Source organism: Streptomyces sp. NPDC005151 (assembly GCF_053599875.1).
On the sequence record NZ_JBSFYR010000089.1, the window covers coordinates 1 to 15,820 of the forward strand.

At 71.3% G+C, this 15,820-nt stretch carries 14 protein-coding genes; 1 reads left to right on the forward strand and 13 read right to left on the reverse strand.

Going from position 1 to position 15,820, the window contains the following annotated elements:
* The first annotated feature begins 728 nt into the window (after positions 1 to 728).
* Positions 729 to 1,409, forward strand: a complete 681-nt coding sequence (locus ACWD6R_RS32440; RefSeq protein ID WP_451821976.1) for a phosphatase PAP2 family protein — start codon at positions 729 to 731, stop codon at positions 1,407 to 1,409.
* A gap of 7 nt (positions 1,410 to 1,416) precedes the next feature.
* Here the strand turns inward: ACWD6R_RS32440 and ACWD6R_RS32445 are convergent, their stop codons facing one another.
* The 13 genes from ACWD6R_RS32445 to ACWD6R_RS32505 are packed head-to-tail and all read right to left on the reverse strand — an operon-like array spanning position 1,417 to position 15,818.
* Positions 1,417 to 2,751, reverse strand: a complete 1,335-nt coding sequence (locus ACWD6R_RS32445; protein WP_451821977.1) for a glutamate-1-semialdehyde 2,1-aminomutase — start codon at positions 2,749 to 2,751, stop codon at positions 1,417 to 1,419.
* A gap of 7 nt (positions 2,752 to 2,758) precedes the next feature.
* Positions 2,759 to 3,310, reverse strand: a complete 552-nt coding sequence (gene rfbC, locus ACWD6R_RS32450) for a dTDP-4-dehydrorhamnose 3,5-epimerase (protein WP_451821978.1) — start codon at positions 3,308 to 3,310, stop codon at positions 2,759 to 2,761.
* On the reverse strand, positions 3,307 to 4,548 hold the full coding sequence (locus ACWD6R_RS32455) for a polysaccharide pyruvyl transferase family protein (RefSeq protein WP_451821979.1): 1,242 nt from the start codon (positions 4,546 to 4,548) through the stop codon (positions 3,307 to 3,309). The genes rfbC and ACWD6R_RS32455 overlap by 4 nt, the downstream gene beginning before the upstream one ends.
* Entirely contained in the window at positions 4,545 to 5,492 is a 948-nt protein-coding gene (locus ACWD6R_RS32460) for a glycosyltransferase family 2 protein (RefSeq protein WP_451821980.1), read from the reverse strand. Before ACWD6R_RS32460 ends, ACWD6R_RS32455 begins: the two co-directional genes overlap by 4 nt.
* A complete protein-coding gene (locus ACWD6R_RS32465) occupies positions 5,489 to 6,778 on the reverse strand; it encodes a hypothetical protein (RefSeq protein ID WP_451821999.1) in 1,290 nt (429 codons plus the stop codon). The genes ACWD6R_RS32460 and ACWD6R_RS32465 overlap by 4 nt, the downstream gene beginning before the upstream one ends.
* Positions 6,779 to 6,783: 5 nt before the next feature.
* Complete coding sequence (locus ACWD6R_RS32470; protein WP_451821981.1) at positions 6,784 to 8,067, reverse strand: DUF4910 domain-containing protein; 1,284 nt, start codon at positions 8,065 to 8,067, stop codon at positions 6,784 to 6,786.
* The gene (locus ACWD6R_RS32475; RefSeq protein ID WP_451821982.1) at positions 8,055 to 9,080 is read right to left on the reverse strand and encodes an NAD-dependent epimerase/dehydratase family protein; all 1,026 of its coding nucleotides are present in this window, start codon (positions 9,078 to 9,080) and stop codon (positions 8,055 to 8,057) included. Before ACWD6R_RS32475 ends, ACWD6R_RS32470 begins: the two co-directional genes overlap by 13 nt.
* A gap of 3 nt (positions 9,081 to 9,083) precedes the next feature.
* Entirely contained in the window at positions 9,084 to 9,731 is a 648-nt protein-coding gene (locus ACWD6R_RS32480; protein ID WP_451821983.1) for a PIG-L deacetylase family protein, read from the reverse strand.
* Positions 9,728 to 10,558 (reverse strand): glucose-1-phosphate cytidylyltransferase, encoded by an 831-nt coding sequence (locus tag ACWD6R_RS32485; protein WP_451821984.1) that lies wholly within the window; start codon positions 10,556 to 10,558, stop codon positions 9,728 to 9,730. Before ACWD6R_RS32485 ends, ACWD6R_RS32480 begins: the two co-directional genes overlap by 4 nt.
* The gene (locus ACWD6R_RS32490; RefSeq protein ID WP_451821985.1) at positions 10,555 to 11,790 is read right to left on the reverse strand and encodes a class I SAM-dependent methyltransferase; all 1,236 of its coding nucleotides are present in this window, start codon (positions 11,788 to 11,790) and stop codon (positions 10,555 to 10,557) included. The genes ACWD6R_RS32485 and ACWD6R_RS32490 overlap by 4 nt, the downstream gene beginning before the upstream one ends.
* A complete protein-coding gene (locus ACWD6R_RS32495) occupies positions 11,787 to 13,061 on the reverse strand; it encodes a glycosyltransferase (protein ID WP_451821986.1) in 1,275 nt (424 codons plus the stop codon). Before ACWD6R_RS32495 ends, ACWD6R_RS32490 begins: the two co-directional genes overlap by 4 nt.
* Before the next feature lie 2 nt (positions 13,062 to 13,063).
* Positions 13,064 to 14,296, reverse strand: a complete 1,233-nt coding sequence (locus tag ACWD6R_RS32500; protein WP_451821987.1) for an O-antigen ligase domain-containing protein — start codon at positions 14,294 to 14,296, stop codon at positions 13,064 to 13,066.
* A gap of 1 nt (position 14,297) precedes the next feature.
* A complete protein-coding gene (locus ACWD6R_RS32505; protein WP_451821988.1) occupies positions 14,298 to 15,818 on the reverse strand; it encodes a right-handed parallel beta-helix repeat-containing protein in 1,521 nt (506 codons plus the stop codon).
* Between the last annotated feature and the right edge of the window lie 2 nt (positions 15,819 to 15,820).

Below are 15,820 nucleotides of genomic sequence, written 5' to 3' on the forward strand. Positions count from 1 at the left end.
CCGCCGAGTACGAAGCCACCTACTACCTCCAGAACCAGCCAAAACCGCTGGTCACAGCCACAACTTAGAGTCTCTACCGAACCCGGAACGATTCAGTTGGCCGCATCCCGTTTCGTAGCGTCCCTGAAGCCAAGACAGCGGCCGCTGCGCAGCCGGAGTCCTGCAGGAAGGCGTCATCCACGACGTATCACGATCGCGGTTTCGGCAACACTCCGTGGCTCCGGCACGGAAAATCGATCCGGAACCAAAATTCGCGGAGTGTTGACCCGCGGACTATCCAACGGCGGTTTGCCGCGACCGCATTGTATTGTCAGTTCTCGTGGGCGCGGCATCGCGGTAGCGGCGGGGGCGACATGGCGTAGGTCCCGACGGGGGGAGGTGCATCGCATCTGTCGGATGGTCTGCGACGGTGTGCGGCGGGTAGTGCACGCGCTCATCGGCCCGCGCGGTGGTGGTCGCGACCATGCCGTTTTGGACCTGCCCGCGGGAGCCGGGGTACTGACGGGACACATAGGCCGTGGCGTGCCCGGACTTACGGTCACCGGAGTCGTCCGGGAACAACGCCCCGCCGTCGTGGGGCGCGGTCGGAAACAGGAAGGCGCTGATTCATGGCTGCCCACCGGTCCGATGAAGGGCCGCACCTTCACCCTGCCTCAAGAAGTCAAGACCCGGAACACCATCCACCGATCACGGCAAACCACCGCAGGTCGACCGGACGCGGTGGGCATGTGACCGGCCGGCCGGCGCCCGCGGTGCTGCCCCCATCGCTGCGCGCGTGGCTCGGGCTGATCGCGGCCCTCGCCGCGCTAGTGGTCGTCGTGCTCGGGGTCCTGTACGCCGGCCACAGCGAGCCCGGCAGCGTGGACGTGTGGATCCAGTCGGTGGTGGACGGTGTGCGGTCGCCGTGGCGGAACATCGCCCTGGCCATGGACTTCTTGGGGGAGCCCGTGGGAGCGGCGACGCTGGTCGTGGCCACCGTGACGGGCTGCCTGCTGCTTCGGCGTCCTCGCGCAGCGGTGCTCATCGTTGCCGGCGTCGCCATGGCCGTGGGGGCGGCGACGCTGCTGAAGTACCTGGTGGGACGCACCATCCACGGCGACAATCTGTCCTACCCGAGCGGGCACACCGCCTTCCTCACCGCGCTCGCCCTCGTGGTGGCGCTGCTCGCGACCGGCCTGCTCGGCCTCGGCGGGACGGCCGGCACGTTACTCGTCCTCGCCGCGGCGCTGGTTGCCGGCGCCGCCATGGGCTGGGCGCAGGTCGCCCTGGGCGCGCACTACCCGACCGACGTCCTCGGCGGCTGGTGCACCGCGCTGGCGGTGATACCGGCGACCGCGTGGCTGGTCGACCGGATGGCTGACTGGCTGGTCGATGGGATGGCCGACGCCGGTCGGCGGGAGCGTCGCTGACGTCACGTCACGCCAGGCGGCGGAATACGGGCTTCACCGGTCGTCCGGCCAGCCAGGGGGTGGGGTCTGCGGCGTCCAGTGCCTTCCGGTACACCGCACATGCCTGGGCCACCACGTCGACGGTGTGATCGATGTCGGCGTCGCTGAGCGCGCTGCTCACCACGAACGACGGGGCCAGCACCCCGCCTGCGAGGAGCCTGCGCAGGAACAGGGTGCGGTACTGCTGCGACGGCTGCCGGTTCTCGTCGAGGGTGGCGAAGACCAGGTTGCTGGCCCGGCCCCGGACGACGATGTGGTCGCCGACGCCCATGCCGGCCGCGGCGTCGCGGACACCGGCGGCCAACCGCTCGCCGAGGGTGTGTAGCCGCGCGGTGACGCCCTCTTCGGCGTAGGTGGTGAGCACGGCCATCGCGGCTGCTAGGGAGTGCGTTTCCGCACCGTGCGTGGTGGACAGCAGGAACACCCGGTCGCCGGAGTGACGCAGCCCGCCCCGCTCCATCAGATCGCGGCGCCCGGCCAGCGCGGAGACGGCGAATCCGTTGCCCAGCGCCTTGCCGAACGTGGAGAGGTCGGGGACGACGCCGTACAGGCCCTGGGCGCCCGCCTCGGACCAGCGCAGGCCGGTGATCATCTCATCGAAGATCAGTACGCAGCCGTGCCGGTCGGCCAGCTCGCGCAGGCCGGCGAGGTACCCGGGCGGCGGCTCGGTGTGACCGGCAGGTTCGAGGATCAGACAGGCGACCTCGTCCTGGTACCGGGTGAGCAGCTCCTCCGTGGCGGCCAGGTCCCCGTAAGGGAACGCCACGGTGAGCTCGTTGGTCGCCGCCGGAACACCGGCGGACATCGGCGTGGTGCCGATGAACCAGTCGTCGACGGAGAAGAACGGATGGTCGGCGCAGATGGCCACCCGCGGGCGCCCGGTGGCGGCGCGGGCGAGGCGCACCGCGGCGGTGGTGGCGTCGGAGCCGTTCTTCGCGAACTTCACCATCTCGGCGGTCGGCACCGTGGCCAGGAAGCGTTCCGCGGCTTCGACCTCCACGATGGACGGCCGGACGAAGTTGCTGCCGCGGTCGAGTTCCCGCCGCACCGCCTCGATCACGCGTGGGTGGGCGTGGCCGAGGCTGACCGACCGCAGGCCGGAGCCGTACTCGATGTAGCGGTTGCCGTCGATGTCCCACACGTGGGCACCGCGGCCGTGGCTGATGACCGGGGCCAGGTTGTCGGGGTACTGGTCATCGCCCTTGGCGTAGGTGTGCGCGCCCCCGGGGATCATGGCGTGCAGCCGCTCGTTCGCCATCCGCGACCGGGGCAGGAGGAGCTCTTCAGTGTCTTCGGTGTCCACGCCGACCTCAACTCTCTTTTTGCTGCAGGGCCTCGGCGAGGCTCGGCGCCTCCCGGTCCCGCTGGGACATCGATGTGACCGGCAGCGGCCAGGGAATGGCGAGCTCCGGGTCGTCGAAGGCGATCGTCACGTCCTCGGCCGGATCGTGCGGGCGGTCGATCCGGTACGCGATGTCAGCGGTTTCGGTCAGCGCCTGGAAGCCGTGCGCGCACCCCGCCGGGATGTACAGGGTCACCTGCGCCTCGTCGGACAGCTCGAAGAAGGCCCGGTTGCGGTATGTCGGTGAGTCCGTCCGCAGGTCCACGACGACGTCGAAGATCCTCCCGTACGAGCACCGCACCAGCTTGGCCTCGCCGGCGCCGGAGCGCAGGTGCAGGCCGCGCAGCACGCCCCGGACCGAGCGGGACAGGCTGTCCTGAACGAAGGCGTCCGGGTCGAGGCCCACCGAGCGGACCACGTCGGCGTCGAAGGTGCGGCAGAAGAAGCCGCGCTCGTCGGCGTACGGCGTCGGCTCGAACAGGTACGCGCCGGCGATCGCCGGGACTTTGGTCGCCTTCATGGAGCCTTCCGCAAGGTGTGGGCGTGGTCGGCCGCAGGGAACAGGGCCGCGGTCAAGGAGTTGAACTGGTGCTCGAGTCGCCGGGCGGCGGCCAGGTTCCGCTCGGTGAGGGTCTGCCGCAGCTCGGCCGAACGCTTCTCCAGCGCACGGAACTGCTCGAGCAGCCGGTCGGCGTCGACCTCGCGCGCCGGGTGGCAGTACGCGCCAAGGCCCATCTCCGCCATGAGCGCGTCGCTCTTCGCTGCATAGCAGAGAGCGAGCACCGGCGTACCGGTCTTCAGCGCGCAGATCAGGTTGTGGTACCGGATCGCCACCACGGTGTCGGCAGCCGCCATCTCCTTCATCAGGTCGGCCAGTGAGGACGGCTTGGCAGCGGTGACCAGCGGCGAGTCCACAGCGTCGAGGATCGCGGCGACCACCGACGCGTCGCACTCGTCACCGGTGAGCAGCCGGACAGCCCTGCCCTCCTCGACCAGCGCGCGGACGAACCGGATCGTCCCGTCGAGGTAGCGCCGGTATATCTCATAGGCCCGAGCGCGATCGTCGTTGCCGCCGTGAAAGTCCATAACGCCGACGCAGACCGGGCCCGGCGGGGCCGACGGGTCCGAGGGCGCGCTCGCCCGCGGCGTCGGCAGGGCGAACGCGAGGTCCGGGTAGACCTCGTCGCGCGCGGTGTCCACGCCCATCGCCCGCATCGCGTCGCGAGACTGCGCGTCCCGGTACGACCGGTATGCGGCCAGCCGCGCCGACCAGTGCACCAGGGCCCGGGTTGGCCGGTTGCCGATCGTCGCGGCGCCTACGCTGACCAGCGCCACCCGGGTGCGCAACAGCCGGCCGCTCGCGCAGAGCAGGAACAGCGAGTACGGGAAGCCCCACGGCCGCAGCGGCAGCGTGGCCTCCAGGACGCCCATGCCCGGCACGATCACCACGTCGTGCCGGCGCACCCAGGCAGCGGTGCGGACGGCGTCGACGAGTTTGCCCAGGCCCTTCGCCGCGATCGCGCCCGCCCGCGATGCGGTCCGGTACTCCCCGCGGTACCAGTGCAGCCGCGTCGCGGGGATCCGGTACCGGGTCGCGACGACCTCGGGTCCGCCGCACAGCGCGTCCACGATCGCCTCCGGGTGCTCGGCGCGGAGGTAGCCGAGTACGGCCTCGAGCGACCCGTCGTTGCCGAGGTTGCCGGAGCCGAGCAGGCCGAACACCCCGACACGCACCGGAGTCCCGTTCGCAGGCGTCATGCCTGCCTCCCCTCACGGCCGGCGACGAGGGCGTCGACGGAGACAGTGAGCCGGGCCGGGTCGACCGGGGCGCGGTCCTCGACCCGCTCGCCGGCGCCCGGCCGGACCCGGCTGGTCATCCATGCGGCCAGGCGGCGGTAGCACGCGCGCCGGTCGGCCGGGGACAACGGCGCCCGCCGGATCGCCGCGACGAAGCCCCAGACGTACTCGGCGAGCAGCCGGGGCGTCGGGTGCAGCGGGCCCGCCCGGCGCGGGTCCAGGTTGACGCACCGGGAGCGCTTGGAAGGGTTCGCCCGCTCGGCGCGGGTGGGATGGTCGCGGCGGAAGTACAGCAGTTCCGGCACCTGGTGGAAGGGCCCGTGCAGGGCGATCTCGGCGACGAACGTGCGGTCCGCGTGGTGGTAGCTGTCGAGCGGCTTCACCCGGCGCAGCATGTCGGCCCGCATCACCCCGTAGAAGTCGTCGCCACCCGGCTCGAACAACAGACTGCGGAAGCGCTCCGGCGCGTGCGGCGAGTCGGTGGCGAGCCCGTACTCGTAGGGGACCCTCACCTGGCCGTCGCCGTCGACGACCGCCTGGCCGGTGTGCGCGAGGATCATGTCCGGCCGCTCGTCCAGCGCCTGGACGCAGCGCCGCAGCAGGTCCCGGCCGTACAGGTCGTCGTGCGAGGCCCACTTGAACAGCTCGCCGCGGGACTCGGCGAACACATGGTTGTGGTTCGGCGTGGCGCCGATGTTCCGGGGCAGCCGGAGGTACCGGATGCGCGAGTCCCGCGCGGCGTACTTGCGGCAGATCTCCTGGGTCCCGTCGGTCGAGGCGTTGTCGGAGATGACCAGCTCGAAGTCCTCGTAGGTCTGGCCGAGCAGGGCGTCGAGCGACTCGGCCAAGTACTCCTCGCCGTTGTACACGGGCAGGCCGATGCTCAGCCTGGGTTGGGCGGTCATGAGGTCCTCACTTCGGGGATGGGATTGCGGTGGCGCTCGCGCAGGGCGGACCGCAGTTGCAGCCACCACACGGCCGAGCCGCTGACGGTTGCGGCGGCGACCCCCCAGGCCGAGCCGACCGTGCCGGCGGCGGCCGCCCCGCCGAGCCCGCCGCTGACATAGCAGGCGGAGGCGAACAACTGGCAACGCAGGCTGCGCCGCGCCGCGCCGAGCGCGCGCAGCCCGGCCGCCGCGCCGGTGCCGAGGCCGACGCCCGCGACGCCGAGGGTGACCGGCACGATGAGCTCCGAGGCGGAGTGCCAGACGCCGCCGAGCACCAGCTCGCCGAGCCGGCCAGGCATCAGCAGCAGCGCCGCGCCCCAGAGCAGCGCGCCGGCGGCCTGCCCCCCGCCCAGCAGGATGCAGAACGTGCCGAGCCGGTGCGGGGCCTGCCGTAGCACCCGTGCCGCCTCCGGGACCGTGACCAGCGAAAGCCCCATGAGCACCGCCATGAACGGGCCGAGCAGGAGCTCGGCGCCCCGCACCGCACCCACCGCGCCGATCCCGACGATCGCGCCGAGCCCGTACGCCCGCAGCTGGCTCGCGCCACTGAGGCTGACGTTCTCGACCAGGTACCGGTAGCCGAGATCGCGCTGCTCGCGAAGCCACCCGCGCGCCTCGGTCATCCGGGGCCGGATGCCGGACTGGATGTAGCCGTACCCCGCCGCCACCGTGGCGGACGCGCCCCAGGCGAGCACGAAAGCGGCCACGCTGCCCACACGGACCGCCACCACTATGGCCGGGACGAGCGCGACACCCCACACGACGTCGTTGCCGAACGCCTTCCGCCCGGTGCCGGCGGCGAAGAACGAGAACCGCCAGGCGTCCTGGAGCAGTAGCCCCGGCAACATGACACCAAGGGCGGCGAACGCGGGCCCCACGCGGCCGCCTAGGCCGAGCCCGGCCACCAGACACGCCGCGCCGAGGGCCACACCGACGCCGAGTGCGGTACCCGTCGACCGGGCCACCGCCCCGCGCCAGGACGCGTCCGGAACGCCGCTGAAGCGCACCACGAGCGGATCGGTGGCCAGCCCGCGGGAGACGTTGAGCACCACGCCGTACGTCACCCAGGCGAGGCTGAACACGCCGAACGCGGTCACCCCCAGCGAGCGGGCCACGTAGATGCCCACCACGAAGTTGCTCACGCTGGAGGCTGCCTGGTCGGCCAGTCCCCAGGACAGCCGACCGACGAGGGCCCGCCTGGCGGATCCGGCCGATGCCGTCGCCTTCTCCCCCTCGATGGTCATCGGCGTCATGCCTTGATCAGCCCGGCGCCGTGCAGGGCGCCGGCCGCGGCGGCGACGGTGTCGAACGGCAGCCCGGACCGCTCGGCGACGTCCAGCAGACTGTGCTCGCCGTCGGAGAGGCTGAGTACCCAGAGCATGGCCATCTGGGCCTGCTTCGCGTCGCTGCGGCCGCCGAGCGAGTCGTACAACCCGCGCCGGCCCAGCTGTGGCTCGCCGTAGGGGCTGAGGTTGACGTACTGCCGGTTGCGGTCAAGGACGGCGAATGCCTCGCGGCAGACGGCGAGCGTGTCCGCCATCGCCTCCGGGGAGACGAAGTCCAGGTTGTCCGCCGAGGTGTGGTACTCGGGGTAGCCGGCGTACGGGGTCCGGCTGAGCGAGCCCACGCCGAGATCGAACCCGGGCGAGCAGAACTGCCGCTCGTCGTAGCCGTACGGAGTGAACTCGGCGACGCGGTGCGGGCGTTCGGAGGCGGCCAGCACGTGCCGCATCACCCGGTCGATCTCCGCGTCGCCGCGCCTGCTCTGCTTGTACGTCAGCCGGCCCGAGTCGCCGGCGCAGGCCAGCACAAGGCCGTGCTTGACCCGTTCCACCCGCTCCGCGTTGCGGGCCAGCCAGGTGATCGCCCCGATGGTGCCGGGCGCGAACAGGAACCGGTAGGTGTAGTACGGCGTCTGCTGTGCCAGCGCCCGGGCCAGGAACGTCGCCACCGCGATGCCGGCCAGGTTGTCGTTGGCCAGCGACGGGTGGCAGGTGTGGCAGGAGACGATCACCTCGTCGGCGACCTGCCCGGGGACCACGTGCTCGGCGTAGGTGAGGTGGCCGTCGGTGAGCGTGGAGTCGACGCGCACCTCGTACTCGCCGTCCGGCAGCGCGTCCAAGGTCTCCTGGGCCAGGCAGAACCCCCATTCCGGCGTGTAGTAGCTGGTGCGGTAGGGCACCCAGGTCGGGTGGTCCGGCAGGGTGTGCAGGTGTTCCCGCAGCTCGGCCAGCGGCATGGTCGCCGACACCGGCACGCTGTAGCCGAGCACGTGCAGGCTGGACGCGGCGAAGTCGACGACCCGGTGGCCGGCGGTGTCGGCGATGTACGCGTCCTTGATGTTCCACTCCTGCGGCACCGTCCAGTCGAGCACCTGCGTCCCGGTCGGCACCTCGTGCACCTGCAGCGGGATGTACTCGCCGACGATGTCCAGGGTGGCGCGCACACCGTCGCCGGTGATGCTCCGGCACAGCGGGTACAGCCGCTCCACCAGCGCGTGCATCTGTTCGCCGGCCGCGGTCATCGGCGCCACCGCAGGGTGTCGTCGACGGTGCCGGCGTCGGACGCCGCGCGCAGCACGGCCAGCCGGGTGAAGCGTCGCTCGAAGTCCTCCCGGGTCAGACCGTGTTTCCGGTAGTTGTCGGCGAGTTCGAGCGCGCCCTGCTTCACCGTCCACTCGCAGTCGAAGCCGGGCACCGCGGCGCGGAACCGGGAGAAGTCCACCCGGTACGACCGCGGATCGGCACCGGTCTCCCCGGTGATCACCACCCGCGAGCCGGATAGCGCCTCGGCGACCTGCTCGGCGATCTCGGCGACCGTGACGTTGTTGATCTCGCTGCCGATGTTGAACGCCCGGTCGTGCACCGCTTCGCGCGGCGCGGTCAGCGCGGCTGTGAAGGCCCGTGCGATGTCGGCGGCGTGCACCAGCGGGCGCCAGGGGGTGCCGTCGGAGAGCACAAGCACCTCGCCGGACAGGAGCGCGTGGCCCACCAGGTTGTTCAGCACGATGTCGGCGCGCAGCCGGGGCGAGTAGCCGAAGGCGGTGGCGTTGCGCATGAACACCGGGCTGAAGTCGCCGTCGCAGAGCGCGTGCAGGTCGTCCTCCACCCGCACCTTGGACTCCGCGTACGGCGTCACCGGGCGCAGCGGGGCGTCCTCGGCCACCAGGTCGTCGCCGCCGGCGGCGCCGTAGACCGAGCAGGTCGACGCGTACAGGAAGCGCCGCACTCCGGCGTCGCGGGCCAGCCGGGCCAGCCGCACGGACGCGTGGTGGTTGATGTCGTAGGTGAGCTCCGGCGCCAGCGATCCCAACGGGTCGTTTGACAGGGCGGCCAGGTGGATCACGGCGTCCACCCCGGCCACGTGTTCGGCCGTGACGTCACGCAGGTCCACCCGCCGCCCCGGCGGGTCCGCAGGCGGCGGGCCCAGCACGCAGTCGGCGAACAGGCCGGCGTCAAGACCGACGACCTCGTGCCCGGCGGCCGTGAGGACCGGGGCCATCACGGTGCCCAGGTAGCCCTGGTGCCCGGTCAGCAGTACGCGCAAGGTTCATTCCCCCAGGTCGAGAGTGAGTTTGGTGACGGCGAACGCCTCGGCGTAGCGCGCGTTGCTTTCGATACCACGGATCCGGGCCAGCCCGAGGAAGGCTTCCCGGTCGTACCAGGGCCGGTGCCGCTGCGAGGGGTAGTGCTCCTGCAGCAGCCGCACCTTTTGCTCGGCGATCTCCAGCGACAGCGGCTGGTACGCCGCCGGACGGCCGAGATCGCCGTCCCACTTGACGATCTCGTAGCCGAGCACGAGGTGGTCGCGGAACGCGGTGGTCATCAGCTTCGCCAGGCCGCGGTGATCCTGGTGCGCGTCATCGGTGCGCGGGGCAAGCACGAGATCCGGCTCTGTCCCCGCGCGCAGCTCCTCGACCGCGGCCTTGGCCTCGTCCCAGTGCGCCGGCAGCCGGCCGTCCGGCAGCTTGTGCACGGTCAGCCGCAGGTCGGCACCCGGGCAGAAGGCGGCGAGCGCGGCCTGCTCCTCCTGCTCCCGCTCGCTGCCACCGCCGGAGAGCACCAGCACGTCGACGCGGATACCCGGCCGCGCGAGGCACAGCGTCAGCAGCGTGCCGCCGGCGCCGATGGCGATGTCGTCGCAGTGCGCGCCCACCGCGACGATCCGGTCCAGGCGCCCGGCCCCGAGCCGGATCACGCGGTCCCCGCCCCGGCGCCGGCCCGGCTTCCGGGCACCCGCGCCCCCGCGCCGCCGTGTTCCCACACGGTCCACGGGCGGTCGCCCCGGGCGTAGGCGTCGTCGAGCGCGGCCCGCTCCTTCACGGTGTCGGTCGGCTTCCAGAAGCCGCGGTGCTGGTGCGCCACCAGCCGTCCTCGCTTGGCCAGTTGGGCGCAACCGTCAGCGACCAGGTCCCCGTTCTCCGGGATGTGGTCGAAGACCTCCTGGCGGAGCACGAAGTAGCCGCCGTTCTCCCACAGCGGCATGTCACTCACCGCGGTAATGCCTCCCACCAGGCCGTCCTCGCCCAGGTCCACGCAGTGGAACGAGGACTGCGGCGGCACCACCATCATCGACGCACCGGCGTCGCGCCGGGCGAACTTGTCGATCATCTCCGGCAGCGGGGCATCGGTGAGCACGTCGGCGTAGTTGGCGAGGAACATCTCGTCGCCGTCCAGGTGGTGCCGCACCCGGCGCAGCCGCTCCCCGATCGGTGACTCGATGCCGGTCTGCGCGAACGTGATCGTCCAGTCGGCGATGTCGGTGGACAGCAGCTCGGTCTGCCCGCCCCGCAGTACGAAGTCGTTGGACGTCGTCTCCTCGTAGTTGAGGAAGAAGTCCTTGATGTGGTGAGCCCCGTACCCGAGACACAGGATGAACTCCGTGTGCCCGAAGTGTGCGTAGTAGCGCATGACGTGCCAGATCAGCGGCCGCGGGCCGACCATCGCCATCGGCTTGGGCGTGTCGTCAAAGGCTCCGCTGCGCATACGCAGCCCGTAACCGCCGCAGAACAGTACGACCTTCATGGCTTGACCTCGACAATGCTCAGTTCCGGGATGGGAAAGACCAGCCGGCCGCCCCACTCGTGCACGAAGGACAGCTGCTCGACCAGCTCGGCCCGCAGGTTCCACGGGAGGACGAGGACGTAGTCGGGTTTGTCGGTGCTGATCTGCTCGGGCGGCAGGATCGGGATGCGGGTGCCCGGGGTGAACCTGCCGTGCTTGTAGGGGTTGCGGTCGACCGTGTACGGGAGCAGGTCGGGCCGGATGCCACAGTGGTTGAGCAGGGTGTTGCCCTTGCCCGGAGCGCCGTAGCCGACGACCGTCTCGCCGCGCTCGGCCGCCTCGATGAGGAACCGCAGCAGGTCCCGGCGCACCTTGGCCACCCGAGCGGAGAACTCGGTGTACCCGGACAGCTCCTGCAGCCCGGCGGCCTTCTCCCGGTCCAGTACGTCGGCCACCCGGTCGGTCGGCTCGCCGGCCACCCCGGCCGGCCGGGCCCACAGCCGGATGGAGCCGCCGTGCGTGGGCAGCAGCTCGACGTCCACGAGCGCGAGTCCGCCGCTCGCCAGCGCCCGGATCGCGGACGCGACCGTGTAGTACTGGAAGTGCTCGTGGTAGATCGTGTCGTACTGGTTCTCCTCGATCAGGGTCAGCAGGTGCTGCACCTCGATGGAGACCCAGCCGTCGTCGGCGACCAGGGCGCGCAGCCCCCGGGTGAACCCGACCACGTCGGGGATGTGCGCGTACACGTTGTTGGCCACGACCAGGTCCGCCGGGCCGTGCTCGGCGCGGACGGCGGCGCCGGTTTCCGGGTCCAGGAACTCCGTGAGCGTGGGCACACCCGCATCCCGCGCCGCGGCGCCGACGTTCACCGAGGGCTCGACGCCGAGGCAGCGGATCCCGCGGTCCACCACATGCCTCAACAGGTACCCGTCGTTGCTCGCGACCTCGACCACGAAGGCGTCGGGGCCGAGACCCAGCCGCTGCACGGCGTCGGCGACGAACGTGCGCGCGTGCTCCACCCAGGAGGTCGAGTAGGAGGAGAAGTAGGCATACTGCGTGAACGTCTCCTCCGGCGTGATCAGCGGAGGGATCTGCGCGAGCCAGCAGTCGGTGCAGACCCGCAGATGCAGCGGGTACGCCGGCTCCGGCAGGTCCAGTTGGTCCGCGGCGAGAAAGCTTTCACACGGCGGGGTCGTCCCCAGATCGACGACGCTCCCCATCGCCGCCGCGCCGCAGAGTCGGCATCGTGTCATCTACTGCCCCCATCTCTGCTCGCGCGGGTGTTCCGCCGCGAGCCATCGTTTCCGTTCCCTACCGGCGGCGGGCTGTCCCCGCCGCCGGACCGACCCGCGATCGCGGTGCGGTATCCCTCCACCAGGCGCTCCAGCCCGACGGCCGGGCTGAAGTCCTGCTCGTAACGGCGCCGGGCCGCCTGGCCCATCTCCCGGTTGCGGGCCGTCTCGGCCGTGATCCGGCGCAGGCAGGACGCGAGCGAGGCGGACTCGCCAGGCCGGTGCAGCAGCCCGGTCACCCCGTCCTCGACGAGTTCGACGAAGGCGCCGTGACCGGCGGCGACGGCCGGGACCCCCGCCGCCATCGCCTCCACGACCACCAGGCCGAACGCCTCCAGCCACGTGGAGGGAGCCACCACGGCGACCGACCGCGCGATGGCCTGCCGGCACTCCGCCTGGTCGTACAGGCCGACGTAGCGCACGTCGTCCCGGCCCGCCGCCCAGGCGGTCACCGCTCGCTCCAGCGGCCCCGCGCCGGCGACCACGAGCGGCACGCCCACCCCGCCGTCGGCCGCGATCTCGTCCCACGCGGCCATGAGCAGCCGCACGCCCTTGGCCTCCGCGAGCCGGCCGAGATAGAGCAGATGCTCGCCGGCGCCCGCTCGGCGGACACCCGGTTCGGGCACGAAGTTGTGCTTCACCGCCAGCCGCCCGGGTGGCATGCCGGCCCCCACCAGGACGTCGCGCTGCGCCGCGGAGATGCAGAAGAACCGCTCCACGCCGGACCACCACCGCCGCCGGTTGACCGACATGCTGACCGCGAGCGGCACCGTAGCCAGCCGGGAGCTCCGGTAGCAGCCGTGCCGGACGGCGGGCAGCGGCGCGGACCCGACGCACTCGGTGCACGGCCGGCCGTCCCGCTGCAGCGTGCCGGGCGGGCAGACCTGGGTGTAGTTGTGCAGCGTGGCGACGGCGGGCACGCCGGTGTCGGCGCAGGCGGCCAGCACCGCCGGCGACAGGAGCGGGAAGACGTTGTGGACGTGCACCACGTCCGGCCGCTCGGTGCGAAGCCGGGCGGCGAGCTCCGCGCGGACCGCCGGGTTCCACGGCACCAGCAGCGGTACCACGACCTTGCCCAGCAGAGACCGGGCAGCGATGTCGTCGCTGCGCCGCTCGAACACCTCGACCCGGTGGCCGGCCCCGCGCAGCAGCGCCACCTCCTGGTCGACGACCTTGTTCTCCCCGCTCGGCTGCGCCGAGGCGTAGCGGTTGTGCACCACGAGGACGTGCATGCTCAGGTCACCTCCGATCTCTGGGCCCCTCGCGGGACGCGTCGTCGAGGGACTTCGGGCGTCGAGAGGGGAGTGGCCGCGGCAGGTGCCGCCAGCAGTGAAGCGGCCACCGCCAGATGCAGCAGATACGGCGAGGCGTCGCCCAGCCCGGCCTCGGTGTACGACGCGATCGCGCAGTAGCTGATCAGGAAGATGGCGCAGGCTCTCGACAGCGACGGTGGCCGCAGCAACGCGACGCCGCCCAACACGATGATGATCGCCGCCACCAAGGCGACGCCGGTCATACCCTGCTCGTTGTAGACGGCCAGCCAGCTGTTGTCGATCGGCAGCCCGCCGAACGACTTGTCGCCCAGGCCCACGCCGAACAGGTACTCCCGGGGCGTCCGGGGTGCTGCCAGCAGGGCGTCCCAGACCTTGGCCCGACCGGTGAGGCTGGTGAAGTACTCCTGGCTCTGTCCGCGCAGGAACCACGCCTGCAGCGCGGAGCTGAACCCCACCGCGGCCACCGCGGCGCACAGCACCGCCCAGGTGAAGAACCGGCGGGCGGCGGCGCTGGCCAGGATGAGCGAGCTGATCGCCAACGCCAGCCCGATGAGCAGGCCGAGCGTAGCCGTCCGGGTATGGGTCAGCGCGAGCAGGATGAGTGACGGCACGATGACCACCGCCGCACTGGTCCTGTCGGTCCGGCGGCCCAGTACGAGCAGCACGGTGAGCCCGATGATCACCGCGGCGTACTGTCCGATCTGCGGCGGGGTGAGCGGCCACAACGCGCCGACCAGCCGCCCGCCGTAAGTCTCGGGCATGGCCGCGCCCGGTGAGATGACCAGGCCGGCGGCCACCGACCCGAGCACCGCGAAGTACATCCGGATGTGGTGCCGGACGAACGTCAGGCCGCCGTCCCACCAGCGGCTGAGCAGCCACAGCGTGCCGACGAAGAGAGCCAGCCGGGCGCAGCGGAACAGTGCGCCGAACCCGGACTCCAGGTGGGCGCTGGAGATCACGCTCAGCACCAGCAGCAGGGTGAGCAGGAACACGAAGGCGCTGGCTCGGATGCGCAGCCGGAGATTGACTGCGAGCACCAGCGAGAACGCGGCGACCAGCGAGCCCATGGTGACCATCTGGATGAGGGAGCGGGGCAGCGGAATGATGGTCTTCGCCCCGGCGGAGCCGAGCGTGTTGAGGATCAGCAGTCCCCAGACGGTCCCGATGATCTTCGGTGTGTGGTCGGTGCGCATCTCAACCACCGTCCCCTGCGCGGAAGGTGCTGCCCGCGTCCTGCTGGTACGGCGTGCCCTGCCACTGCCCGGAGTTGAGGATCCGGCTCGGGTCGTGGGCGACGAATTTCCATGGTCCGAGGTAGGCGTTGTCGTGCCAGCGGTTGTGCTGCTTGCGGGTGATCGCCTCGGCCACCCGCTCGCCCTGGTACGGCGACCAGTCCGGATAGGTGCCGTAGTTGGCCAGCACCGCCATGCGGTCGCACTTCACCGTGCAGTCGACGACGGACTTGTCCAGCACGAAGCGGTTGTTGTGGATGTCCACCCGCTGCGTCTTCCACCGGCAGTCGGCGTAGAGCGGTTCGGTGGCGATCGCCGGCTGGGCGCAGCGGTCCATGTCCTTGACCAGCAACGTGCAGTCACCGGAGGAGGTGTTGGCCGGGCTGTTGCAGAACCGGTCGGCGTTCTCCCACAGGGTGATCCCGGACCAGTTGTTCTCCAGCAGGTTCCGGTAGACCTCGATCCTGTCCGTACGGGCCCGGACCCGTGGTTCGCCGCCCGATTCGGACAAGTAGAGGGTCGCGAAGGGGAAGTTGTCCCCGCGGTCCGCGTACTTGCGGCCCTCGACCCAGTTGTTCCGCCGGATCGTGTTCTTCCGGATGACCGCGTTGTAGCTGGTCTCGTAGATCAGCGCGGCTCCGTCGTTGGCCTCGAGCACATTGTCCTCGATGAGGAAGTCGTTGTTGTTGGTGTCCGCCCACAACCCGGTTCCGCGGTTGTCGTGCACCCAGTTGCCGCGTACGTCTGCGCCGTTGACGGCCCAGAACTTGACGCCTCCGGTGCAGCCGCAGCCCGGCCGCTTCCGCTCCCAGTCGTCCGTGTTGTTGCCCACGATCTCGTTGCCCTCGACCACCAGGCCGCTGATACGGCCGTTGCCCTTGTACGCGTTCACGCCGTACTGACCGTTGTCGCGCAGGCAGCTGGCGCGGACCCGCTGGCGGGCCCCGGCCATCAGCCCGGCGCCCGAGTTGTTCTGGATCGTCGCGTGCTCGATCACCCACCCGTCGGCCGAGTCATGGTTGACCACGCCCTCGTCGCGCGGCGCCACGAAACGTTGCACGGTCAGGTAACGGATGGTGACGTTGCGGGCGGTACCGCCGAACGCGTACTGGTTCTTCTTCCGGCCGTCGAGCACCGCGCCCGGCGCACCGAGGTAGCGGTTCCCCTCCTTGGGGATGACCTGGGCGTAACGGTCCGGCTCGAGCCGGTGCTTGCCCGGACGAAGCCAGAACGTGGTGTTCGGGGGGCTGCTCTTGGTCTTCGCGGCCAGGTCACCGGCCACCGCGGGGTCGACCGTCACCGCGCCCGCCGGCGCCTTCGCCGGCCCGGCCGCGGGCTCGGCGCACACCCGGGCCACGGACGTGGATGGCGCAGCGGTCGGCTTTGCCCGGGCGCCCGGCGTGCTCTCACAGCCGGTCGCCGCCAGCAGGGCCAGCGCCAGCGGTACCGCCGCCAACGCCCAGTGCTGTTTCTTGATCCCCATGC

Excerpts from the sequence above, each read along its gene's own strand:
- rfbC (WP_451821978.1), bottom strand. The coding sequence starts at position 3,310 with ATGAAGGCGACCAAAGTCCCGGCGATCGCCGGCGCGTACCTGTTCGAG.
- ACWD6R_RS32455 (WP_451821979.1), bottom strand. The coding sequence starts at position 4,548 with ATGACGCCTGCGAACGGGACTCCGGTGCGTGTCGGGGTGTTCGGCCTG.
- ACWD6R_RS32460 (WP_451821980.1), bottom strand. The coding sequence starts at position 5,492 with ATGACCGCCCAACCCAGGCTGAGCATCGGCCTGCCCGTGTACAACGGC.
- ACWD6R_RS32465 (WP_451821999.1), bottom strand. The coding sequence starts at position 6,778 with ATGACCATCGAGGGGGAGAAGGCGACGGCATCGGCCGGATCCGCCAGG.
- ACWD6R_RS32485 (WP_451821984.1), bottom strand. The coding sequence starts at position 10,558 with ATGAAGGTCGTACTGTTCTGCGGCGGTTACGGGCTGCGTATGCGCAGC.
- ACWD6R_RS32490 (WP_451821985.1), bottom strand. The coding sequence starts at position 11,790 with ATGACACGATGCCGACTCTGCGGCGCGGCGGCGATGGGGAGCGTCGTC.
- ACWD6R_RS32495 (WP_451821986.1), bottom strand. The coding sequence starts at position 13,061 with ATGCACGTCCTCGTGGTGCACAACCGCTACGCCTCGGCGCAGCCGAGC.
- ACWD6R_RS32500 (WP_451821987.1), bottom strand. The coding sequence starts at position 14,296 with ATGCGCACCGACCACACACCGAAGATCATCGGGACCGTCTGGGGACTG.
- ACWD6R_RS32505 (WP_451821988.1), bottom strand. The coding sequence starts at position 15,818 with ATGGGGATCAAGAAACAGCACTGGGCGTTGGCGGCGGTACCGCTGGCG.